This is a genomic window from Planococcus circulans (genome assembly GCF_020023385.1).
In the GTDB taxonomy this organism is placed as follows: Bacteria; Bacillota; Bacilli; order Bacillales_A; family Planococcaceae; genus Planococcus.
The window spans coordinates 310,414-332,870 of the sequence record NZ_JAIQCL010000001.1 but is presented as its reverse complement, the minus strand read 5'-3'; the positions used below and the strand labels follow the sequence as shown (position 1 = coordinate 332,870).

Below are 22,457 nucleotides of genomic sequence, written 5' to 3'. Positions count from 1 at the left end.
TCGCAACAGACGACTCCCAGAGCAAACTTGTTCTTTGGGAGTTTGTTGTTTAGAAAGGGTGTTTGGATTGTTGGAGAATCGTAAAATCCTATTGTGTGTCAGTGGAGGAATTGCTGTCTATAAGGCTGTTGCACTTGTCAGCAAGTTGTCGCAGGCCGGCGCTTCCGTAAAAGTGATCATGACCCGTTCGGCGCAGCAATTTGTGCAGCCGTTGACGTTTCAGGTCATGTCCAGAAACGATGTCTACACAGATACATTTGATGAAAAGGATTCTTCTGTCATCGCACATATCGATCTCGCGGATTGGGCAGACCTGATCATCGTAGCTCCGGGGACCGCCAATGTCATCGGCAAATTAGCAAACGGCATCGGTGATGATATGGTCACAACAACGTTACTGGCAGCAACAGCCCCTATTTGGATTGCTCCGGCGATGAATGTCCATATGTATGACCATCCTGCGGTGAAGCGCAATATCCAGCAGCTTCATGAAGACGGGATCCGCTTTATCGAGCCATCCGAAGGCTTTTTGGCCTGTGGATATGTCGGCAAAGGCCGCTTGGAAGAACCGGAAAAAATTACGGAGCTGGTCAAAGGGTTTTTTACGCGTGAACATAAATTGGCAGGCAAAAAAGTGATTGTGACGGCAGGACCGACACGCGAGCGAATCGATCCAGTCCGGTTCCTGACGAATTTCTCAAGCGGCAAAATGGGTTATGCCATGGCCGGTGCAGCAGCGGAAATGGGTGCAGAAACCATTTTGATCAGCGGACCGGTTTCATTGCCGGTACCGAGCGGCGTCACCCGGATACTGGTGGAAAGTGCAGAAGACATGCTTCAGGCAGTCGAAGCCCAATTTGATACGGCAAGTTACGTCATTAAAACTGCGGCAGTAGCCGATTACAGGCCCATAACGGTTGCCGAGCAGAAAATGAAGAAACAGGAAGGCGGTTCGACCATCGTTCTCGAACGGACAGTCGACATTCTTCAGCATCTTGGCCAACACAAGAAAAATCAGGTGTTGATCGGTTTTGCGGCTGAAACCAACGACGTCGGACAATACGCCAAAGATAAATTGGAACGGAAAAACGCAGATTACATCATCGCCAATGATGTAACAGAAGCACAGGCAGGATTTGAATCGGATACAAACCGGGTGACGGTCTACGGCAAAAACGGCTTTGAACAAGCTTTTGAACTGATGTCCAAACAACAACTGGCGCGCGAATTGCTTGAAATGATCACGGATAAGGAAGAGCCGCATGATAGCTGAAGTCATTGTGGACGTCGCCGCACATCCGATTGACCGCCCTTTTGATTATGCCATTCCGAAAGAAGTGGAAGTGCTGGCAGAGCCGGGAATGCGTGTAAAAGTGCCGTTTGGCAACCGCAAAGTGCTTGGGTTCATCACCAAGATCAAGCCGTTCTCAGAGTTTGATCCGAAACGCCTGAAACCGATCCATGAACTGATGGACGTTGTGCCAGTATTAAATGAAGAGTTATTGAAAATGGCACAATGGATGAAAGAACAGACCGTGTGCTTTGAAATTGACGCGCTGCAGGTCATGGTGCCGGCAGCATTGCGTGCAAAATACGAAAAACGCTTTGTGCTGAACGCACCGCTTGAAGAGATCGCTGCTCCCTTGCGTCCATATTTTGAAAAACGGTCCTTTATCCGGTTGCAGGATGCAGTGGATGTCTATGGCTTGTTGAAGCAGGAAATGGAAAAAGGCACGATTCTTGCTGATACGGATATCCAGCAGCAGACCGCTGTGAAAAAAGTCCGGATGATCCATATCGCTGACAGCACCGAACAGCTGGAAGCCATTGAAATTCGAGCCAACGCCAAGCAGCAGCTCAAGCTGATGGAATTTTTCCTGAAAAATGCAGGCCGTTCGATCGAATCTTCGCAACTTCAGAAAGAAGCAGCCGTGTCATTGCCGACGATCTACAGTTTAGTGGAAAAAGGAGCGGCACAGATTTCCAATATGGAATCCTACCGGGATCCGCAATTGCAGACAGTGATTGAGCAAAAGTCCTCACTCCAACTGACAGGAGCGCAGCAAATTGCTTTTGATTCGATTGAAAACGCGCTGAATACACCGAAAACGTTCCTATTGCATGGCATCACAGGGAGCGGGAAAACGGAAATCTACCTGCAGACGATCGATCAGGTGCTGAAGCAGGGCAAAGAAGCGATCATGCTGGTGCCGGAAATTTCATTGACGCCCCAAATGACGATTCGCTTTAAAGAGCGTTTTGGCGATCAGGTCGCGGTTCTCCACAGCGGATTGTCGGCTGGCGAAAAATACGATGAATGGCGAAAAATCCAACGCGCAGAAGTGAAAGTTGTTGTCGGGGCCCGTTCAGCCATTTTTGCGCCGTTTCAGAACCTGGGTTTGATCATCCTCGATGAAGAGCATGAATCGAGCTATAAGCAGGACGATTCTCCTCGCTATCACGCCCGCGACATGGCCATTTGGCGCAGTGAGCACCATAATTGCCCGGTTATTCTGGGCAGCGCGACACCTTCGCTGGAGTCATATGCACGTGCACAAAAAGGCGTCTATGAATTGTTGGTGCTGGAAAAACGGGCAAAAAATCAACCTTTGCCAGAGGTCCATATTGTCGATATGCGGGAAGAGCTGCGCACCGGCAACCGGTCCATGTTTTCGCTGCAATTGGCGGACGCTATCCGAGACCGTTTGGAGAAAAAGCAGCAAACCGTGCTGTTCCTCAATAAACGGGGCTATTCGTCGTTTGTGCTATGCCGTGATTGCGGAACTGTCATGCAATGTCCGAACTGTGATATTTCCCTGACGTACCACCGGTCGAGCGAAACCATGAAATGCCATTATTGCGGCTATGATGAACGCGTACCGAAAACCTGTCCGGAATGTGAAAGTGAGCATATCCGGTTTTTCGGAACCGGTACACAGAAGGTCGAGGAAGAGCTGGCAAAAGTGGTGCCGGAAGCACGGGTTCTTCGGATGGATGTCGACACGACCCGCAATAAAGGGGCCCATGAGAAAATCCTTTCCGCTTTCGGCGATGGCAAAGCAGATATCCTGCTGGGCACTCAAATGATCGCAAAAGGACTGGATTTTCCGAACATCACTTTAGTTGGCGTGCTGTCGGCAGATACGACCCTGCATTTGCCCGATTTCCGCGCGGCGGAAAAAACCTATCAGCTGCTGACACAGGTCAGCGGCCGTGCCGGAAGGGATATTCTTCCCGGCACAGTTTTTGTCCAGTCGTACACACCGGAACATTACGCCATTACGTTGGCAAAAGACCAATTGTATGAACCTTTCTATGAACAGGAAATGGCCATGCGCAGAGCAAGCGGCTACCCGCCGTATTATTACGTGGTCAACATCCAGTTTACCCATGAAGATTTGATGACAGTAGCGGAATATGCGGATCAAACGGTCCGGTACCTGAAGAACCAGTTGTCTCCAAACACCTTGATCATCGGGCCTTCGGCCTCGCTGATTGCCCGTGTCAACAATAGATATCGCTATCAATGTTTGATAAAATACAAAAAAGAACCGAAACTGACCGATACGATGCAGCAATTGATTAAAATCCATCGGACGGAATGGCTGAAAAAAGGAGCCACGCTGTCGATCGATATGAATCCGACATCGGTCATGTAACAGAAAAGAGGAAATGAATATGTCAATTCGAATGGTAGTAAAGCACCCTAACGAAGTATTAGAGACGAAATGTCAGCCTGTCACGACTTTTGATAAGAACTTAGCGGTTCTTTTGGACGATATGCATGAAACGATGATTGAATCGGATGGCGTCGGCATTGCCGCACCTCAAGTGGGGGTGGCAGTCCGTGCCGCTATCGTGGATTTCCGTGAAGGCCAGGAGCCGATTGAAATGATCAATCCGGAATTGGTGCTGTTTGAAGGAGCGGAAACGGATATTGAAGGCTGCTTGAGCTTCCCTGGAATATTCGGCGAAGTAGAACGCTATGACCACATCAAAATCAAAGCGCAGGAGCGCGACGGTTCTTGGTACGAGCTGGAAGCGGAAGGCTACGAAGCCCGCGCGATCCAGCATGAAATGGATCATTTGGATGGCATCCTGTTCACCAGCAAAATCACTAAATACGTCACGCAGGAAGAATTAGATGAAATGATCCGCCAGCAGGAAGAAGAGGAGGAACAGGTTTGACCAAAATCATATTCATGGGAACACCTGCCTTTTCGGCACCGATTCTGCGTATGCTGGTCGAGGAAGGCTACGAAGTCGTTTCAGTCGTAACGCAGCCGGACCGGCCTGTCGGACGCAAAAAAGTGATGACGGCGACACCGGTGAAAGAAGAGGCGATGCGTCTCGGATTGCCGGTGTACCAGCCGGAAAAACTGAAAAATCCGGAAGAGCTTCAGCACGTCCTCGATCTGGATGCGGATTTGATTGTCACAGCAGCTTTTGGACAGATTTTGCCGAGCGAGTTGCTGGAAGCGCCCAAACTGGGTGCGATCAATGTCCACGCATCGCTGCTTCCGGCATACCGCGGAGGCGCACCGATCCATCAGGCCATCATGGATGGCCGAAAAGAAACCGGCGTCACCATCATGTATATGGTGGACCGTCTGGATGCGGGAGACATCATAACGCAGGTAACCGTGCCGATCGAAGAGCAGGATCACACCGGCAGCATGTTCGATAAATTGAGCGTTGCGGGGCGTGATCTCCTGAAGGAAACCTTGCCATCGATTATTGCGGGTACGAATAAACGCATTCCCCAGGACGAACAGAAAGTTACCTACGCGCGGAATATTTCACGTGAGCAGGAGCGCATCGACTGGTCGAAATCAGCCGCAGCCATTTACAATCAGGTTCGCGGCCTCCATCCGTGGCCGGTCGCCTATACGACTTTCAACGGCGACAATATGAAGATCTGGTGGACGGAAAAAGATTCGTCAACTGCAAGCGGCCAAGCAGGCCAAGTGGTCGGACTGACTGATGATGCTATATTGGTACAGACCGGCGAAGGCGTTTTGGCCATCACTGAACTGCAGCCATCCGGCAAAAAACGCATGACAGCAAAAGAGTATTTAAAAGGACCTAAAATCCAGGCAGGAGATCTATTCGAATGAAAAACAAAAAACTTCAAGGGAATGTCCGCGACGCCGCATTCTCGATTCTGTGGGCAGTTGAAAACAAACAGGCCTACAGCAACCTATTGCTGCACCAAACTATCGAAAGCTATGGCATTGCCGCAAAAAACAGAGGCTTGCTGACGGAAATCACCTACGGCACGCTGCAGCATCAAATGACACTGGATTACTACCTGGAACCGTATTTGAAAGGGAAAATCGAGCCATGGGTTAAAACCTTGTTGAGATTGTCCCTGTATCAAATCGTCTATCTTGACCGGATTCCGGCACATGCAGTCGTCCATGAAGCGGTGGAAATCGCTAAACGCCGTGGGCATGGCGGCGTCGCTTCTGTCGTCAACGGCGTGCTGCGTTCAGTTCAGCGCAACGGCGTCCGTTCGTTCAATACAATCAGCGACCCATATGAAAAAATTTCCATTGAAACGAGCCATCCGATTTGGATGATCAAACGCTGGGCAGAGCAGTTCGGTCTGGAAAAAACACGTGAAATGGCGTTGGAAAACAACAAGACACCTTCGCAGACCGTGCGGGTCAATACGGCACGGGCAACTGTTGAAGAAGTGATTGAAATGCTCGAGTCCGAAGAGTTGGAAGCGGTGCCGAGTAAATTGATTCCGGAATGTCTGATCGTCACAAATGGACAGCCTGCACGGACGGCGACATTCGAAAAAGGCTTTATCACGATACAGGATGAAAGCTCGATGCTGCCGGCATACGCACTGCAGGTCCAACCCGACATGACGGTGCTTGACATGTGTGCAGCACCGGGAGGGAAAACCACCCATATCGCTGAAAAGATGAACAATAGCGGAACGCTTTATGCGCTTGACCTGCATCAGCATAAAGTGAAACTGATTGATGAAACGGCCGAGCGTTTGGGCCATACGGTCATCGAAACTGTAGTGGGCGACGGCAAACAAAGCGTCGAGCGCTTCGGTGAAGAGAAATTCGACCGCATTCTTGTGGATGCACCTTGCAGTGGATTGGGTGTCATCAAGCGGAAACCCGATATCAAATATACGAAAAAAGAAGAGGATTTTGCGCGTTTGCAGGAAATCCAAATTGAATTGCTGGACCAGGCAGCCCGGTTATTGAAAGAAGATGGCATCCTTGTCTACAGTACCTGCACAGTGGATGCAGTCGAAAACAGAGGCACGGCTGAACGGTTCTTGAAAGAGCATCCTGAAATGGAAAAAATTCAGGCGGCATTGCCGGCAGCTATGGGCATCAAACATACAGGATTTGTCCAAGTATTCCCCCAGGATTATGGAAGCGACGGCTTTTTCATTGCGGCTTTCAAAAAGACCCAAAAGACAGCAACTGCTTAAAGCAGGAAAAGATTAGAATCGGGGTGTCATGAATTGTTTCAGTATGTGGTTGAAAGTGATACAGGCAAAATTCGTGAAGTGAACGAAGACAGCGTAGCCGTACTAAAACGTCCGAACGGACTCATCCTCGCTATAGTGGCCGATGGGATGGGTGGACACAAAGCTGGAGATGTCGCCAGCAAAATGACTGTCGACCAACTGAGCAATTATTTTTTGGAGGACGGGGAAGAGGCATTTTCAACGCGCGATCACAAGAAAAAATGGCTTTCCGACCGTGTACAGATGATTAACCGATCGGTGTATGACCACTCGATGGAGAATCTGGAATGCAAAGGTATGGGAACCACGCTGATTGCTGCATTGATTGAGGGCAATGAAGGCATTTTATGCCATATCGGCGACAGCCGTGCCTACCTCATCAATGAATCGATCGAACAGATTACGCGGGACCATTCCTATGTCAATGTGTTGGTGGACAGCGGGGAAATCAGCCAGGAAGAAGCCGAAGAACATCCGAAGAAAAACTGGATCGTCCGGGCGCTTGGCACTGAAGCCGAGATTGAAAGGGAAATGATCGATTTCTCCTTTGGCAAAGCTGCGTACCTCTTGATTTGTTCAGATGGCTTAAGCAATAAGATTTCGAAAGAAGAACTTGCCTCCATCGTCCGATCTGCAGTTCCTTTGTCCCAAAAAGGGCAGGAGCTGGTAACCTTGGCCAATGATCTTGGAGGAGAAGATAATATTTCATTGATTCTTCTGTCCTCTGTGGATGAGGAGGTATAAACATGCTGATCGGCAAAAGCATCAATGGCCGCTATAAGATCAAGGAGTTGATCGGCGGCGGCGGAATGTCCAATGTGTATTTGGCACATGATATGATTTTGGATCGGGACATCGCCATCAAAATACTCCGTTATGATTTTTCTAATGAAGAAGAGCTGCGGAGGCGTTTCCAAAGAGAGGCCCTGTCCACCACCAGCTTGGCGCATCCGAACATCGTCAATATTTTTGATGTGGGCGAAGACGGTTCAGTGCATTACTTGGTGATGGAATATGTTCCAGGAAAAACCTTGAAGGATTACATAATCGACCATTCACCGGTTTCCCCTGAACGGGCAGTCGAGATTATGAAGCAATTGGCATCGGCATTGGCACATGCCCACCATAACCAGATTGTCCACCGGGACATCAAGCCGCAGAACATTCTGATGGATGCGGAAGGCAATGTGAAAATTTCCGATTTTGGTATTGCGATGGCTTTAAGTGCAACATCCTATACCCAGACAAATTCTGTGCTGGGAACTGTCCATTATTTATCGCCAGAGCAGGCGCGAGGCGGTACCGCCAATAAAAAATCCGATATCTATTCACTCGGAATCGTCATGTACGAATTGATTACAGGGAAGCTGCCGTTTTCAGGCGAGTCGGCTGTGTCGATTGCCTTGAAGCATCTTCAGACGGAAACCCCTTCTTTGCGGGACACGGTCCCCGACCTGCCGCAAAGCCTTGAAAATGTCGTCTTGAAAGCGACTGCAAAAAATATACAGCATCGTTATCAGTCCGCAGATGAAATGGAAGAAGATCTGGCTACCGTTTTATTGCCGGAACGGCTAAATGAACCAAAATTCACAATCCCTGTCGACCAGGATGAAACGCGGGCGATGCCGGCAATCAAAGATCCAGCGGCTTATACCAGTGTGGCAGATACAAAAACGATGCCGTTGCCGCTGAATGAAGTGAAAAAAGAACAGGCAACCCCTGCGAAAAAGAAGAAAAAGAAATGGCCTTGGATTTTAGGTGTTTTGGCTTTTCTGCTGATTGTCGGATTGGTTCTGGCCATCGCTTTTCCTGGCCTGTTCGAACCGAGGCAAGTCGCTGTACCGGATGTTTCAGAGATGGAGCATAACGAGGCGGTGGAAGAATTGCAGGCAGCCGGCTTTGTAGCCGGAGTGGAGACCGAGGAATATTCGGAAGAAATAGAAGCAAACCACATTATCCGGACGATTCCGGAAGCTGGGAAAATGCGGGATCGTGAAACAGAAGTGCAATTGTTTGTCAGCATGGGGAAAGAAAGAGCGGAAATGGCCGATTTTGTCGGTGATACGCTAGAAGAGGCTACCGAAGCTTTGAAAGATGAAAATTTCGCATCAGTGGAACCTGTAGAAGAGTTTTCTGACGAGCCCGTGGGGACTATTTTAAACCAGGAACCGGCAGCTGGAGAAGAAGTGATCATCAGTGAAACGGATGTGGAATTTATCGTCAGCAAAGGGAAAGACTTGCGCAATGTGGAGGATTTAGCCGGGTTCACAGAAGAAAACCTGAATGAATATGCCCGTTCTTCCGGCTTTAATATCCGCATTGTCTCAGAACAGGCATCGGATGAAGTCGAAGCCGGACGAGTCATGTCCCAGACCCCTGCTGCAGGCGAACAACTGGAAGCCCGCAGCACCATTGAAGTGGTCTTGTCCTCCGGCAAGGCAGAACAGCCGATGAAAACCTATATCCATACAGTGGAGATTCCTTATGAACCGGCTGAACCTGCGGCAGAAGGGGAAGAGCCTGTGGAGCAAACCGTCCAGATTTATATTCAGGACAATACCCAGACCATGGTGGAGCCGTTTGAGGAGTTTACAATAACTGAAGATCAGTCTCATCGCATTGAATTGCAAATAGCCGAAGGTGAAAGTGCCTCTTATCGGATAGTCCGAGATTCGACCGTGATACTCGAAGAGACTTTTGAATACTCGAACGTCGAATAAAAACAGCAGCGAAAGGAATGAAAAGATGCCGAAAGGTCAAATCAGAAAAGCATTGAGCGGATTTTATTATGTATTGGATGAAGATGGCGAACGTTACATTCAATGCCGTGGGCGCGGAGTTTTCCGCAATCGCCAAATCACGCCTTTGGTCGGGGATTACGTCGATTATAAAGCCGATAATGACTTGGAAGGAACAATCCTGCACGTCTATGAACGGAAAAATGAGTTGGTGCGTCCGCCAATTACGAATGTTGATCAGGCAATCCTGGTGTTTTCAGCCAAGCAACCTGATTTTCATCCCTTATTATTGGACCGCTTTTTAACAGCTATCGAATCCAATTCGATTCAACCCATCATTTGTCTGACAAAAATGGATCTCTTGGAAGAGTCGGAGAAAGAAAAAATTCAACACTATATAAAAGATTATGAGAAGATCGGCTACGAAGTGATTCCGACTTTCATTGATGATCCAGCTTTAAAAGACCGTCTGATGCCAGTTCTTGAAGGCAAAATCAGTGTGTTGGCAGGCCAATCCGGAGTCGGCAAGTCGACTTTGCTGAATACCATCTTGCCGTCATTGGAGCTGAAGACGGACGATATCTCCAAAGCGTTGAACCGAGGTAAGCATACGACGCGGCATGTGGAACTGATTGCCGTGAACGATGGCTTATTGGCCGACACGCCAGGCTTCAGTTCGTTTGACTTTGAAACGATGGAGCGGGAAGAACTGTCCGCATGTTTTCCGGAATTCGCTTCACGTTCCAATGCCTGCAAATTCCGTGAATGCCTGCATATGAACGAACCGAAATGCGCCATCAAAGCTGCCGTTGAGGCAAAGGAAATCCCGAATTACCGTTACAAGCATTACCTGAAATTTCTAGAAGAAATCATGAGCCGAAAGCCGAGGTATTCAAATGATTAAAATTGCACCGTCTATTCTAGCAGCAGATTTTGCGAAACTTGGAGAAGAAGTTTTAGAAGTGGAAAAAGCAGGAGCGGATTGGATCCATGTCGATGTCATGGACGGCCATTTCGTACCGAATATTTCATTCGGGCCGATTGTTTTAAATGCGATCCGGCCATTAACCAAATTGCCGATGGATGTCCATCTGATGATTCAAAACCCGGATCAATACATTGAGGAGTTTGCAAAAGCCGGCGCTGACTTCATCACTGTCCATGTAGAGGCCTGCCCTCATTTGCATCGGACCATCCAATTGATCCGGTCGTTTGGTGTCAAGCCGGGTGTCGTCTTGAACCCCCATACGCCGATTGAAACGATTCAGCATGTTCTTAAAGATATCGACTTGGTCCTGTTCATGACCGTTAATCCAGGCTTTGGCGGACAGAAATTCATCCATTCGGTTGTACCGAAAGTCAAACAACTGTCTGACATCATCAAAGAGAAAGGTCTGTCCATCGAAATTGAAATTGACGGCGGCATCAATGAAGAAACTATCATACCGTGTGCAGAAGCGGGAGCGACTGTCTTTGTAGCAGGTTCAGCCATCTACAGTAAAAAAGACCGGACACAAGCGCTACAGGCAATCAGGAAAGCAGGAGAAGAGGCGATTTCGTGAACGTCATTCTAATCGCAGGAGGTCCGGCAGGTGAACTGCCGGATTTCTCTTTTTTTCCGGAAGCCCTCTATATCGGAATCGATTCCGGGACGCTCGTCCTGTTGGAAAAAGGGATTCATCCAACGGCAGCGGTTGGTGATTTCGACTCGGTGACAGCTGAAGATTATGAGAAGATACTGGCGATCTTTCCTGAAATGGCACGCTCCCCCTCAGAAAAAGAACAATCCGATACAGAGCTGGGGCTTGAGGTGGCGATGTCGCATCAGCCGGAACAGGTCATACTGGCCGGAGTGACAGGCGGGCGGCTGGACCATTACATGAGCGCCTTGCATATCGTGTATCAGTACCAGCAGAAATATCCCGACACCCGTTTTCTCCTGTTGAATAACCAGAACCGCATCCGTTTCCTGAGTCCAGGCACGCATGCCGTTGAAAAGGATCCGCATTACCGCTACGTATCCTTTTATCCTTTTGCTGAAGAAATAAAAGGGTTGACCTTGACTGGATTTAAATACCCTGTCACGAATGAAGCCATTCCTTTCGGCACGACACGCTTTGTCAGCAATGAACTGCTGGGAAGTGGAAGTGTGGCCATCCAGAGCGGCCAATGCCTCATGATGGAAAGTTCAGACGCTCAAAAGCTTCCTTAAAGTAAATAGAAACAGGCAACGAGAAGATAATTCTTTTCGTTGCCTGTTTCTATTTTAGTTGAATCAACATGTGCATGTTCTTCTTTAGGCAACGAAAAAATGCCGGGCTGATTAGATCAGCACCGGCATTATCGATGAGCGATTAAACGCGCTCAACTTTTCCTGATTTCATTGCTCTTGCAGAAACCCATACACGTTTCGGCTTGCCGTCTACAAGGATGCGAACTTTTTGAAGGTTTGCTCCCCATGTACGTTTTGTCGAATTCATTGCGTGCGAACGGGCATTTCCCGCACGAGCTTTACGTCCACTAATTGCACATACTTTAGGCATGTAAGTCCCTCCTCACAAGTGAAGCTGAAAATTATAATAGAATTCCAGTTCGTTTTTCGTTTCACATACTTTAATAATTTACCACAGACATATTGGGTTTGCAACTATATTTGGGGGTGTTTAAAGAAAAAAACCTTTACACCCTCAAACGGCGGCTTTTCTTCTATAAAGGTTTAAGGTAGAATGAAAAGAGTGAAATAGGACTCAAGGAGGAATTTCAATGTCGATTGAATTAAAGAACGAATATGGTCAAATCGATATTTCCAATGATGTAATTGCTCAAATAGCAGGCGGTGCCGCAATTGAATGCTACGGGATTGTAGGCATGGCGACGAAACATCAAATACGCGACGGCCTGACGGATATCCTTCGCAAAGAAAACTTCGCTAAAGGAGTTCTTGTGCGCCAAGAAGGCGAAGATTTGGTGGTAGACATGTATGTCATCATCAGCTATGGCACGAAAATTTCCGAAGTGGCTTATCAAGTCCAGTCCAAAGTAAAATATACGATTAACAAAACATTGGGTATGTCAGTTAAAGCAGTAAACATTTTTGTCCAGGGAGTTCGTGTAACGAACCCGTAGGAGGAGGAAGAAACGGTTATGAAGTCATTAAACGGAGTGAAGTTCGCGGAAATGGTACAGATGGGATCCCATCATCTTTTTCAAAATGCGGATTATGTAGATGCACTAAATGTTTTTCCGGTCCCTGATGGTGATACGGGAACAAATATGAATTTATCAATGACTTCTGGAGCGAAAGAAACAACCGCTCAAGCAGAAGAGCATATCGGCAAGACAGCAAGCGCTCTTTCCAAAGGGCTGTTGATGGGAGCACGCGGAAATTCGGGCGTTATTCTTTCACAGCTATTTAGAGGCTTCGGCAAATACATCGCGTCAGAGCCGGAATTGACAGCGCTTAAGTTTGCAGAAGCTCTTCAGCATGGTGTCGAAACAGCTTATAAAGCAGTCATGAAGCCGGTTGAAGGTACAATTTTGACAGTCGCAAAAGATGCGGCTGCCAAAGGCATGGAAGCGTCAAAAACGGAAGAGGATATCATCGTTTGGTTTGAAGCTGTCGTTACAGAAGCAAAAGCTTCTTTGGAGCGGACGCCAGACCTCTTGCCTGTCCTAAAAGAAGTGGGCGTCGTCGACAGTGGTGGGCAAGGCCTTGTCTATGTTTATGAAGGCTTTCTGGCTTCATTGAAAGGTGAAGAGCTTCCAGAGAAACACGCACATAATTCAATGACGGATCTGGTCAGCGCAGAACACCACAAGAACATCGCCAGTTTTATGGATACGGCCGATATTGAATTCGGTTATTGCACGGAGTTTATGGTGAAGTTCGAAGATGGCAAAAAAGAGTTTAACGAAGCTTTATTCCGTTCTGATTTGAGTGAGTATGGGGATTCGTTGCTGGTCATCGCGGATGACGAGATTGCGAAGATCCATATCCATTCGGAAGAACCAGGAAAAGTGCTTACATATGGCCAGGACTACGGAAGCTTGATCAGCATGAAAATAGAAAATATGCGCCAGCAGCATATCGATATTGTCGGCGAAGACTTCCAAAAAAATGCGCCAAAACAAGAAGCCGTTCACCCTTATGCCGTCGTGACGGTTGCAATGGGCGAAGGAATCGCTGAATTGCTTCGCAGCATCGGCGCATCGTATGTCATCGAAGGCGGACAGACCATGAACCCTTCGACGGAAGATATCGTCAATGCGGTCAAGTCGATTGGTGCGGAACGTGTACTGATCTTGCCGAACAATAAAAACATCATCATGGCTGCAGAACAGGCGGCTGAACTTTTGGATATCGAAGCGGCTGTTGTGCCGACAAAAGATGTGCCCCAAGGCATGTCAGCATTGCTGGCCTTTAATCCTGGCGCATCCGTGGAGGACAATCAAGCTGCCATGGCGAGTGCTTCAAAACACGTGAAGTCAGGTTCAGTGACATTTGCGGTCCGTGATACATCAATCGACGGAGTCGGCATCAAAAAAGATGACTTCATGGGCATTTCCGAAGGCAAGATCGTAGTCTCTGACCGCAGCCTGGAACGGGTAACAGAAGAACTGGCTAAAAAACTGGTGGACAGTGAAGCCGAAATCGTGACGATCCTGTTTGGAGAAGACGTTACAGAGGCGGATGCTGAAAAACTGGGTGAATTCATCGAATCGCTCAACAGCGAAGTTGAAGTCGAAATCCATAACGGCAAGCAGCCTTTGTATCCGTTTATACTCGCTGTAGAATAGTTTTTATGCTCAAATGAATAGTCTGAAATTAAAGTTGAGGCGCATACGAATGTATGCGCTTTTTTATTTTTGTTTAATATGCCGAAATCATGTAAACTATTGGTATACGTAACCGAAAGTGAGGGGTTTGAGCCATGAAGTTCAAATCTGTTTTTGATATAATCGGTCCAGTCATGATCGGACCATCTTCTTCGCATACTGCGGGAGCAGCCCGCATCGGAAGAGTAGCGAGGGATTTATTTGGTAGACAGCCGGAATGGGCAAGAGTACATCTTTATGGTTCATTCGCGGAGACTTATAAAGGGCATAGCACGGATGTCGCCATCATTGGAGGCTTATTAGATTACGATACCTTTGATGAGCGCATCAAAACCTCGTTTGAGGAAGCGCAAAAAGCAGGTATGTCCTATGAATTCATTCCTGAAACGGGACATGTCGACCATCCGAACACAGCGCGCATCGTCATTGGGGACCAAGAATCCGAGATGTCGATGATGGGCATTTCAATTGGCGGCGGAAAAATCGAAATTACAGAGTTGAATGGTTTCCCGCTTCGTTTATCGGGTAATCACCCGGCCATTCTTGTTGTTCATGAAGACCGTTCAGGCTGCATCGCGAATGTCGCGAACTGCCTATACAAATATGACATCAATATCGGGCATATGGAAGTGTCCCGTAAAGAAAAAGGGCATATGGCGCTGATGGTCATCGAAGTGGACCAAAACGTGGATAAAGAAGTGATGGATGAATTGACGGAACTTCCGAATATCACGCAGGTGACAAGAATCGCCGATTAAATTGGAGGGTTATAACAATGGAAGCTTTATTCCGTAATGTTAGAGAATTGGTTGAACGGGCTGAAAAAGAGCAGAAGCTGATTTCAGAAATCATGATAGAGCAGGAAATGCTCATGACGGACCGTTCGCGTGAAGATATCATGATTCAGATGGACCGGAATTTGACGGTCATGGAAGAGGCTGTGGAAAAAGGGCTGAAAGGTGTACATTCAGTTTCCGGTCTGACAGGCGGCGATGCCGTGCTGTTGCAGGCTTATCGTGAAAAAGGCAATACACTGTCCGGAGATCTGTTGATTGACGCAGTCAGCAAAGCGGTGGCGACCAATGAAGTCAACGCAGCAATGGGCACCATCTGTGCGACACCGACAGCAGGATCTGCGGGAGTTGTGCCAGGCACATTATTTGCTGTACAGAATAAATTGAACCCGACAAGAGAGCAAATGATCCGTTATCTATTCACGGCAGGAGCTTTCGGATTCGTTGTGGCAAATAACGCATCGATTTCAGGAGCTGCCGGCGGTTGCCAGGCAGAAGTGGGTTCTGCTGCAGGAATGGCGTCAGCAGCTATTATTGAGATGGCCGGCGGCACACCGCAGCAAAGTTCGGAAGCATTTGCAATTACGATGAAAAATATGCTTGGCCTGGTCTGCGATCCAGTGGCGGGATTAGTGGAAGTGCCATGTGTGAAGCGCAATGCGATGGGAGCAGCCAATGCAGTAGTGGCTGCGGATATGGCGTTAGCCGGTGTCACCAGCCGCATCCCGTGTGATGAAGTCATCGGTGCGATGTTTGAAATCGGCCAATCCATGCCGAGTGCGTTAAGGGAAACCGCAAAAGGCGGACTTGCCGCAACTCCTACCGGAAAATGGCTCGAGTCCAAAATTTTCGGGGGAGCAGTTGTCGGAAGTGGGCAGTAGAGATTCTGTCGCCACATTAAAAGGGGTAGGCAAGCAAGCCGCAGAAACCTTGCAGGAAATGAAAATCGAAACCATCCATGACTTGATCATGACATTTCCGTATCGCCATGAAGACTTTCAACTGAAAGATTTGGCGGACACGCCTCATAATGAACGCGTTACCGTGGAGGGAAGGGTTGAAAGCGAGCCTTCCGTCCTTTTTTTAGGCAAGAAAAAATCCCGAACTCAAGTTCGCGTATTGGTAGGCCGCCATCTGATCAAAGCGATCTTCTTCAACCAGCCCTATGTAAAAGCCAAATTGCATTTGGGTGAAATCATCACCTTAACCGGAAAATGGGACCGCGGCCGTCAGGTGATTACCGTATCGAGCCATTCCATCGGTCCGCGGACCGATGGAGCGGATTTTGAACCCGTCTACAGCCTGAAAGGCAGCATCCATCAAAAAACCTTCCGCAAACTGATGCGGCAGGCACTTGATCTGGCGAAAGAAGATATGGAAGACTGCCTGCCGAACAGTTTTGTTGAAGCCTATCAACTGGCTCCGATTCAAGATGCCTTGGAATGGGTTCACTTTCCACCAGACGGCGAAGCGGTCAAACAAGCACGCCGGCGTTTTGTCTACGAAGAATTGTTGGTGTTTCAGTTGAAGATGCAGGCGCTGCGCAAAAAGAACCGTGAGGAAGAAGGCGGCTCTTTCATCGACTATGACCTGGATCGCTTGAAGGCTTTCATTGAAGATCTGCCTTTCGATTTGACGGCGGCGCAAAAACGGGTGGTCAATGAAATCTGTAAAGACATGAAAGAGCCGTTCCGCATGAACCGTTTGCTGCAAGGGGATGTGGGTTCCGGTAAAACGGTGGTTGCGGCAATTGCGTTATATGCAGCCCATACCGCGGGACTTCAGGGCGCCTTAATGGCGCCGACTGAAATACTGGCTGAACAGCATGCCAATACATTGGAGCAGTGGTTCCGGCCGTTTTCCTTGAATATCGCGCTGTTGACCGGTTCGGTCAAAGGCAAAAAGCGACAATTGATCCTCCAGCAGTTGGCTGCTGGAGAAATTGATCTGTTGATCGGCACCCATGCGTTGATCCAGCCCGAAGTGCAGTTCCATAAACTGGGGCTCGTCATTACGGACGAGCAGCATCGTTTTGGGGTGGATCAGCGGCGTGTGCTGAAAGACAAGGGCTATAATCCCGACGTGCTGTTTATGACGGCGACACCGATTCCACGGACCTTGGCGATTTCTGCTTTCGGAGAAATGGACGTGTCGGTCATCGACGAGATGCCGGTTGGCCGAAAAGAAATTGAAACCTACTGGATGAAAAAAGACATGTTCGGCAAAATTGTCGGCCGGATGGAAAAAGAGTTGTCGGCTGGACGGCAAGCTTACGTCATTTGTCCGCTGATTGAAGAATCGGATAAACTCGATTATCAGAACGCCGTGGACCTATACCAGCAGCTGGCGATGTATTTCAAGGATCGGTTTAGTGTCGGTTTGATGCATGGCCGCCTGCATTCAGATGAAAAAGAACAGACGATGCGTGAGTTCACAGAAGGCAAAATCGATGTATTGGTGTCAACGACGGTTGTAGAGGTCGGCGTCAACGTGCCGAATGCTTCGTTTATGCTGATCTATGATGCTGAGCGTTTTGGCTTGTCCCAGTTGCATCAGTTGCGGGGGCGTGTCGGACGGGGCAGCGAACAGTCCTATTGTGTCCTGCTGGCGGATCCGAAAACAGAAATTGGAAAAGAGCGGATGACCACCATGACCGAAACCAATGACGGTTTCGTGCTGGCGGAGAAAGATCTGCAGCTGAGAGGCCCGGGTGACTTTTTCGGCCGTAAGCAAAGTGGGATCCCGGAATTTAAAATGGCTGATTTGGTCCATGATTACCGGGCGCTTGAAACAGCCAGGAAAGACGCTGAAAAATTGATCGGCAGCGAAGAATTCTGGCATGCTGAAGACATGCGTTGTCTGCGGCAGCAAATAGAGCAATCAGGTGTATTGTCCGGTGGCAGATTGGATTAAGGATGCAGGGACCATGATTTTCCTTGCATTCTTTTTTTGTTATTTATATACTGATGTTAGTACCAAGTGCTAATAGCGGGCGGTGACATAGTGAGAAGACCTAAAAAACAACGGCAACAGGCGTTGAAAGACTCTATAAAAGATAATCCATTTGTGACGGATGAAGAACTGTCAGTGGAATTTGATGTCAGTGTTCAGACGATCCGCTTAGATCGGATGGAGCTTGCCATTCCGGAATTGCGGGAACGCATCAAACACGTAGCCGTGAAGACATTTGAAAATGAAGTAAAATCTTTGCCGATCGATGAAGTGATCGGAGAGATTATCGATATTGAACTGGATAACAAAGCGATTTCAATTTTCGATGTAAAACCGGAGCATGTTTTTCAGCGCAATCAGATTGCCAGAGGCCATCATTTATTTGCACAAGCCAATTCTTTGGCAGTAGCGGTGATGAATGAGGAGCTAGCACTTACCGTGAAATCGGAGCTGCAGTTTCTGCGTCCGGTAACAGCAGGACAGCGTGTTGTTGCAAAAGCGGAAGTGATCGAGAGCCAGCCTGAAAAAAACAGGGCGTTTGTGAAAGTGGTATCTTCTGTCGAACAACAGACGGTTTTTATCGGCACATTTGAAATGTATCGAATGACTGAGCAAAGTGAAGGTGACGAAAAATGAAAATTGCTGTAGATGCAATGGGTGGAGACAACGCCCCAAAAGAAATTATCGCAGGGGTCTATAAAGCGTTGGATGAGTTTTCAGATATCGAAATCCAACTTTTTGGCCATCAGGAGAAGATGCAGGAATTCCTGAAGGAACATGAACGCCTGACAATCGTCCATTGTGAAGAAGTGATTGAATCAGAAGATGATCCTGTCCGTTCAGTGAAACGGAAAAAAGACGCTTCCATGGTTCGTATGGCACAGTCGGTAAAAGATGGCCAAGCAGATGCCTGTGTTTCTGCAGGCAACACAGGAGCGCTTATGTCAGCAGGTCTGTTCATCGTAGGCCGCATTGAAGGCGTGGACCGGCCGGCACTTGCTCCAACATTGCCGACCATCGACGGAACAGGATTCGTCATGCTGGATATGGGCGCCAATGCAGAAGCACGGCCGGAACATCTCGTGCAATATGCCGTCATGGGAAGCATCTATGCTGAGAAAGTCCGCGGCATACAAAATCCGACAGTCGGTTTACTGAATATCGGAACAGAAGAGAAAAAAGGCAATGATTTGACGAAAGCTGCTTTTCCTTTATTGAAAGAAGCGCCGGTTAATTTTATCGGCAACGTGGAATCGCGTGATTTGCTCAACGGTGTGGCTGATGTGGTGGTCACTGACGGCTTTACCGGAAATATGGTGTTGAAGACGATTGAGGGCACGGCAATGAATGTCTTCGCAATGATCAAAGGCGTCTTTATGAGCTCGGCCAAAACCAAAGTGGCAGCTTTTTTGGTCAAAGATGATATGAAAGGCCTCAAAGGCATGCTGGATTACAGCGAATATGGCGGCGCAGGACTATTCGGCTTGAAGGCGCCTGTTATTAAAGCACATGGTTCGTCAAATGCTACGGCCTTATATAATGCCATACGCCAAACACGCACAATGGTGGAGTTCGATGTAACGGGCACAATCTACAGTACGTTGAAAAAGGAGACATTACATGAAGACTAAAATTGCATTTATATATCCCGGACAAGGATCGCAGACAGTCGGAATGGGCGAAAGCTTTTTGGCGGATGATACGAGCCGCAATTTTTTCGAAAGTGCAGATCAGGCGCTTGATCTTAAATTGTCCAAGCTGATGCTTGAAGGGCCACAGGAAGAATTGACACTGACATATCATGCCCAACCGGCTTTGTTGACCGTCAGTTCAATGATTACGGAACGGCTGATCCGCGCGGGCATCAGACCCGATTATACAGCTGGACACAGCCTTGGTGAGTACAGCGCATTAGTGACTTCAAATGTGATGGAATTTCCGATGGCGGTCAATATTGTACATAAACGCGGTTTGTTCATGAATACCGCTTTTCCGGCTGGAGAAGGAACGATGGCAGCCATTTTGGGAATGGAAAGTGATGAGCTGGAGAAAGTGACGAACGAAGTGACGAACACGACGGGTGTCGTTCAGTTGGCCAATCTAAACTGTCCGGGGCAAATCGTCATTTCCGGAACAAAAGCCGGCGTGGAGCAAGCCTGTCTGGTTGCCAAAGAGCGCGGTGCTAAACGGGCAATTCCACTTGATGTCAGCGGACCATTCCATTCTGAATTGATGCGTTCAGCGTCTCAGGATTTAGCGAAAGAATTAAGTAATTCGTTTCTGTTGGATGCGAAAGTGCCGGTGGTCTCGAATGTCACCGCAAAAGCGGAAACCAACGCCACTCAAATCCAGGATCTTCTTGTTCGACAATTGTATTCACCGGTACTGTGGGAACAGTCTGTCCGTGAAATGATCGATCTTGGTGTCACGGTATTCATTGAAATCGGTCCGGGGAAAGTATTGAGCGGCCTGGTGAAAAAAATTGATCGCTCAGTGAAAACTTTGCCGGTCTATGATTTGGAGTCATTCGAAAAAGCGGTAGAGGAGTTGGCGAAATGAGTAAACTGGCAGGGAAAACAGCCATCATTACAGGAGCATCACGCGGAATCGGAGCGGAAATCGCCCGTAAATTTGCAGCTGACGGCGCCAAAGTGGTCGTCAATTACAGCGGCAGCCAGGAAAAAGCAGAGGCAGTTGTTGCCGAAATTCAAGCAAATGGCGGAGAAGCGATTGCGGTCAAAGCCAATGTCTCGGACTCGGAATCGGTCAAAGCGATGGTCGATGAAACAATGAAGGCTTTCGGATCAGTAGATATTTTGGTGAATAACGCCGGAATCACCCGTGATAATCTCATGATGCGGATGAAAGACGATGAATGGGACGATGTCATCAATACCAACTTAAAAGGCGTTTTTGTCTGTACAAAAGCAGTAACGCGCCAAATGATGAAACAACGCGCAGGACGGATCATCAACATCGCATCCATCGTAGGCGTCATGGGCAATGCAGGGCAGGCAAACTACGTCGCGTCTAAAGCCGGGGTCATCGGTTTGACCAAGACCACAGCACGCGAATTGGCGACTCGGGGCATTACGGCAAATGCTGTAGCGCCTGGATTCATTACAACGGATATGACGGACCAGTTGACTGAAGAAGTCCAAAAAGCTATGCTGGGTCAAATTCCATTGGGTCGTTTCGGAGCTCCTGAAGATGTTGCAAAAGCAGCGCTCTTCCTGGCTTCTGACGATGCGTCCTATATGACCGGCCAAACACTCCATCTGGATGGCGGCATGGTCATGTAAGAAAGTTTTTTGTATACTGATTTGAGGGGAGGTGACGACATTGTCAACAGTATTAGAGAGAGTAACTAAAGTAATCGTGGATCGTCTAGGTGTAGAAGAGAGCGAAGTGAAACTTGAAGCTTCATTTACCGGTGACCTAGGTGCAGATTCATTGGACGTAGTGGAATTGGTTATGGAACTTGAAGATGAATTCGATATGGAAATTTCTGACGAAGACGCTGAGAACATGGCTACAGTAGGCGACGCAGTAACGTATATCGAGAAGAAGCAAGCATAAGCAAAGAAAAGCCGAAGCGATCGTTAAGACCCGACAGGCATAAGGCGCGTCGACGAAGCGGCGTGTTTTTGCCGCATAGTCGACGTGACTTATGACCCCGAGGGTCTGATCGCTGAAGCTGGACACCAAAAAAAGCAGAAACGATCAATAGATCCTTCTGCCGCACGCAAATACTTAAACAACCATTGACGCACAATTGCTGTTATACTAAGCAGTTGTGCGTCAATTCTCTTTTTGCACAATAGCTGAAAAAAAGGTAAAATTGACGGAAGTACACAAAGGAAGGCAGATAAAAAATGGCAATGAATAAAAAAGCAAATCACCAGAAACCCGGCGTCATAAAAGAAAGCGCCAAAGCGGCATTTGAACAATTGCAAAAAGAGTTGAATGTTTCATTCAACAAGCCTGCATTGTTGTATCAAGCTTTCACGCATTCATCTTATGTGAATGAGCATCGAAGAAAACAATTCACCGACAATGAGCGTTTGGAATTTCTGGGGGATGCGGTATTGGAATTATCCGTTTCGCATTACCTGTATATGAAATATCCAGACATGAGCGAAGGGGAATTGACGAAGCTGCGTGCAGCGATCGTGTGTGAACCTTCACTGGTTTTATTTGCCAACGAACTTGGTTTCGGCAAATACATCCTTCTGGGCAAAGGGGAAGAGTTGACTGGCGGCAGAACACGTCCAGCGTTGCTGGCTGATGTTTTTGAGTCGTATATCGGCGCACTTTACCTAGACCAAGGATTGGAACCTGTTGTCGCATTTTTGGAAATGGTTTTGTTCCCAAAAGTGGAAATCGGTGCTTTTTCGCATGTGATGGATTATAAGAGCCAATTGCAGGAATTGGTTCAGCAGAAAAATACAGGAGTATTGAATTATGAAATCATTGATGAAATCGGACCTGCCCATAGCCGTGTATTTGTGACGCGTGTTTCTCTTGCAGAGCAGGAACTCGGAGTCGGCAATGGCCGGTCGAAAAAAGAGGCGGAACAGCAGGCAGCGCAGCTGGCGATCCGTAAATTGCAGGAAGCGGCGGAGGAGTAAC

General features: G+C 48.0%; 22 protein-coding genes. 21 read left to right on the top strand and 1 reads right to left on the bottom strand.

What is annotated here, in order from left to right; all coding sequences use genetic code 11:
• The first annotated feature begins 67 nt into the window (after positions 1-67).
• The 10 genes from coaBC to K8U60_RS01655 are packed head-to-tail and all read left to right on the top strand — an operon-like array spanning position 68 to position 11,455.
• Positions 68-1,273, top strand: a complete 1,206-nt coding sequence (gene coaBC, locus K8U60_RS01700; protein WP_223633332.1) for a bifunctional phosphopantothenoylcysteine decarboxylase/phosphopantothenate--cysteine ligase CoaBC — start codon at positions 68-70, stop codon at positions 1,271-1,273.
• On the top strand, positions 1,263-3,659 hold the full coding sequence (gene priA, locus K8U60_RS01695) for a primosomal protein N' (protein WP_223633329.1): 2,397 nt from the start codon (positions 1,263-1,265) through the stop codon (positions 3,657-3,659). Before coaBC ends, priA begins: the two co-directional genes overlap by 11 nt.
• 19 nt (positions 3,660-3,678) lie before the next feature.
• The gene (def, locus tag K8U60_RS01690) at positions 3,679-4,188 is read left to right on the top strand and encodes a peptide deformylase (RefSeq protein ID WP_223633325.1); all 510 of its coding nucleotides are present in this window, start codon (positions 3,679-3,681) and stop codon (positions 4,186-4,188) included.
• A complete protein-coding gene (fmt, locus tag K8U60_RS01685) occupies positions 4,185-5,117 on the top strand; it encodes a methionyl-tRNA formyltransferase (protein WP_223633322.1) in 933 nt (310 codons plus the stop codon). The genes def and fmt overlap by 4 nt, the downstream gene beginning before the upstream one ends.
• Positions 5,114-6,466, top strand: coding sequence for a 16S rRNA (cytosine(967)-C(5))-methyltransferase RsmB (gene rsmB, locus K8U60_RS01680; RefSeq protein ID WP_223633320.1), 1,353 nt, complete (start codon positions 5,114-5,116; stop codon positions 6,464-6,466). Before fmt ends, rsmB begins: the two co-directional genes overlap by 4 nt.
• Before the next feature lie 33 nt (positions 6,467-6,499).
• Entirely contained in the window at positions 6,500-7,249 is a 750-nt protein-coding gene (locus K8U60_RS01675; RefSeq protein ID WP_223633318.1) for a Stp1/IreP family PP2C-type Ser/Thr phosphatase, read from the top strand.
• A 2-nt stretch (positions 7,250-7,251) separates the two neighbouring features.
• Positions 7,252-9,225, top strand: coding sequence for a Stk1 family PASTA domain-containing Ser/Thr kinase (gene pknB, locus K8U60_RS01670; protein ID WP_223633315.1), 1,974 nt, complete (start codon positions 7,252-7,254; stop codon positions 9,223-9,225).
• 25 nt (positions 9,226-9,250) lie between these two features.
• Positions 9,251-10,147 carry a ribosome small subunit-dependent GTPase A gene (rsgA, locus tag K8U60_RS01665; protein ID WP_223633311.1) on the top strand — a complete coding sequence of 299 codons (897 nt, stop codon included), beginning with the start codon at positions 9,251-9,253 and terminating at the stop codon, positions 10,145-10,147.
• Entirely contained in the window at positions 10,140-10,805 is a 666-nt protein-coding gene (gene rpe, locus K8U60_RS01660; RefSeq protein WP_223633308.1) for a ribulose-phosphate 3-epimerase, read from the top strand. Before rsgA ends, rpe begins: the two co-directional genes overlap by 8 nt.
• Positions 10,802-11,455, top strand: a complete 654-nt coding sequence (locus K8U60_RS01655) for a thiamine diphosphokinase (protein WP_223633305.1) — start codon at positions 10,802-10,804, stop codon at positions 11,453-11,455. The genes rpe and K8U60_RS01655 overlap by 4 nt, the downstream gene beginning before the upstream one ends.
• 142 nt (positions 11,456-11,597) lie before the next feature.
• On the opposite strand, the gene rpmB is transcribed toward K8U60_RS01655, so the two are convergent.
• Complete coding sequence (gene rpmB / locus K8U60_RS01650; RefSeq protein ID WP_049693306.1) at positions 11,598-11,786, bottom strand: 50S ribosomal protein L28; 189 nt, start codon at positions 11,784-11,786, stop codon at positions 11,598-11,600.
• A 220-nt stretch (positions 11,787-12,006) separates the two neighbouring features.
• Between rpmB and K8U60_RS01645 the strand changes: the two genes are divergently transcribed.
• The 11 genes from K8U60_RS01645 to rnc all read left to right on the top strand — a co-directional run bounded on the left by K8U60_RS01645 (position 12,007) and on the right by rnc (position 22,456).
• Entirely contained in the window at positions 12,007-12,369 is a 363-nt protein-coding gene (locus K8U60_RS01645; protein WP_223633303.1) for an Asp23/Gls24 family envelope stress response protein, read from the top strand.
• 18 nt (positions 12,370-12,387) lie between these two features.
• Positions 12,388-14,040: a DAK2 domain-containing protein gene (locus tag K8U60_RS01640; RefSeq protein ID WP_223633301.1), complete on the top strand. Its 1,653-nt coding sequence runs from the start codon at positions 12,388-12,390 to the stop codon at positions 14,038-14,040.
• Between the two features lie 134 nt (positions 14,041-14,174).
• The gene (sdaAB, locus tag K8U60_RS01635; protein WP_223633299.1) at positions 14,175-14,837 is read left to right on the top strand and encodes an L-serine ammonia-lyase, iron-sulfur-dependent subunit beta; all 663 of its coding nucleotides are present in this window, start codon (positions 14,175-14,177) and stop codon (positions 14,835-14,837) included.
• A gap of 17 nt (positions 14,838-14,854) precedes the next feature.
• A complete protein-coding gene (sdaAA, locus tag K8U60_RS01630; protein ID WP_223633297.1) occupies positions 14,855-15,754 on the top strand; it encodes an L-serine ammonia-lyase, iron-sulfur-dependent, subunit alpha in 900 nt (299 codons plus the stop codon).
• Entirely contained in the window at positions 15,744-17,786 is a 2,043-nt protein-coding gene (recG, locus tag K8U60_RS01625; RefSeq protein WP_223633295.1) for an ATP-dependent DNA helicase RecG, read from the top strand. The genes sdaAA and recG overlap by 11 nt, the downstream gene beginning before the upstream one ends.
• Positions 17,787-17,876: 90 nt before the next feature.
• A complete protein-coding gene (fapR, locus tag K8U60_RS01620; RefSeq protein ID WP_223633293.1) occupies positions 17,877-18,461 on the top strand; it encodes a transcription factor FapR in 585 nt (194 codons plus the stop codon).
• Positions 18,458-19,456, top strand: coding sequence for a phosphate acyltransferase PlsX (gene plsX, locus K8U60_RS01615; protein ID WP_223633292.1), 999 nt, complete (start codon positions 18,458-18,460; stop codon positions 19,454-19,456). The genes fapR and plsX overlap by 4 nt, the downstream gene beginning before the upstream one ends.
• Complete coding sequence (gene fabD, locus K8U60_RS01610) at positions 19,446-20,384, top strand: ACP S-malonyltransferase (protein ID WP_223633290.1); 939 nt, start codon at positions 19,446-19,448, stop codon at positions 20,382-20,384. The genes plsX and fabD overlap by 11 nt, the downstream gene beginning before the upstream one ends.
• Positions 20,381-21,127: a 3-oxoacyl-[acyl-carrier-protein] reductase gene (gene fabG / locus K8U60_RS01605; RefSeq protein ID WP_223633287.1), complete on the top strand. Its 747-nt coding sequence runs from the start codon at positions 20,381-20,383 to the stop codon at positions 21,125-21,127. The genes fabD and fabG overlap by 4 nt, the downstream gene beginning before the upstream one ends.
• Before the next feature lie 40 nt (positions 21,128-21,167).
• Positions 21,168-21,404 carry an acyl carrier protein gene (locus K8U60_RS01600; RefSeq protein ID WP_223633286.1) on the top strand — a complete coding sequence of 79 codons (237 nt, stop codon included), beginning with the start codon at positions 21,168-21,170 and terminating at the stop codon, positions 21,402-21,404.
• Positions 21,405-21,700: 296 nt separating this feature from the next.
• Positions 21,701-22,456 carry a ribonuclease III gene (rnc, locus tag K8U60_RS01595; RefSeq protein ID WP_298828523.1) on the top strand — a complete coding sequence of 252 codons (756 nt, stop codon included), beginning with the start codon at positions 21,701-21,703 and terminating at the stop codon, positions 22,454-22,456.
• Position 22,457 lies beyond the last annotated feature (1 nt).

Bases quoted from the DNA above. Each gene is read 5' to 3' on its own strand.
- priA (WP_223633329.1), top strand. From the start codon at position 1,263: ATGATAGCTGAAGTCATTGTGGACGTCGCCGCACATCCGATTGACCGC.
- def (WP_223633325.1), top strand. From the start codon at position 3,679: ATGTCAATTCGAATGGTAGTAAAGCACCCTAACGAAGTATTAGAGACG.
- rsmB (WP_223633320.1), top strand. From the start codon at position 5,114: ATGAAAAACAAAAAACTTCAAGGGAATGTCCGCGACGCCGCATTCTCG.
- pknB (WP_223633315.1), top strand. From the start codon at position 7,252: ATGCTGATCGGCAAAAGCATCAATGGCCGCTATAAGATCAAGGAGTTG.
- rsgA (WP_223633311.1), top strand. From the start codon at position 9,251: ATGCCGAAAGGTCAAATCAGAAAAGCATTGAGCGGATTTTATTATGTA.
- rpe (WP_223633308.1), top strand. From the start codon at position 10,140: ATGATTAAAATTGCACCGTCTATTCTAGCAGCAGATTTTGCGAAACTT.
- rpmB (WP_049693306.1), bottom strand. From the start codon at position 11,786: ATGCCTAAAGTATGTGCAATTAGTGGACGTAAAGCTCGTGCGGGAAAT.
- K8U60_RS01645 (WP_223633303.1), top strand. From the start codon at position 12,007: ATGTCGATTGAATTAAAGAACGAATATGGTCAAATCGATATTTCCAAT.
- K8U60_RS01640 (WP_223633301.1), top strand. From the start codon at position 12,388: ATGAAGTCATTAAACGGAGTGAAGTTCGCGGAAATGGTACAGATGGGA.
- sdaAB (WP_223633299.1), top strand. From the start codon at position 14,175: ATGAAGTTCAAATCTGTTTTTGATATAATCGGTCCAGTCATGATCGGA.
- sdaAA (WP_223633297.1), top strand. From the start codon at position 14,855: ATGGAAGCTTTATTCCGTAATGTTAGAGAATTGGTTGAACGGGCTGAA.
- plsX (WP_223633292.1), top strand. From the start codon at position 18,458: ATGAAAATTGCTGTAGATGCAATGGGTGGAGACAACGCCCCAAAAGAA.
- fabD (WP_223633290.1), top strand. From the start codon at position 19,446: ATGAAGACTAAAATTGCATTTATATATCCCGGACAAGGATCGCAGACA.
- fabG (WP_223633287.1), top strand. From the start codon at position 20,381: ATGAGTAAACTGGCAGGGAAAACAGCCATCATTACAGGAGCATCACGC.
- rnc (WP_298828523.1), top strand. From the start codon at position 21,701: ATGGCAATGAATAAAAAAGCAAATCACCAGAAACCCGGCGTCATAAAA.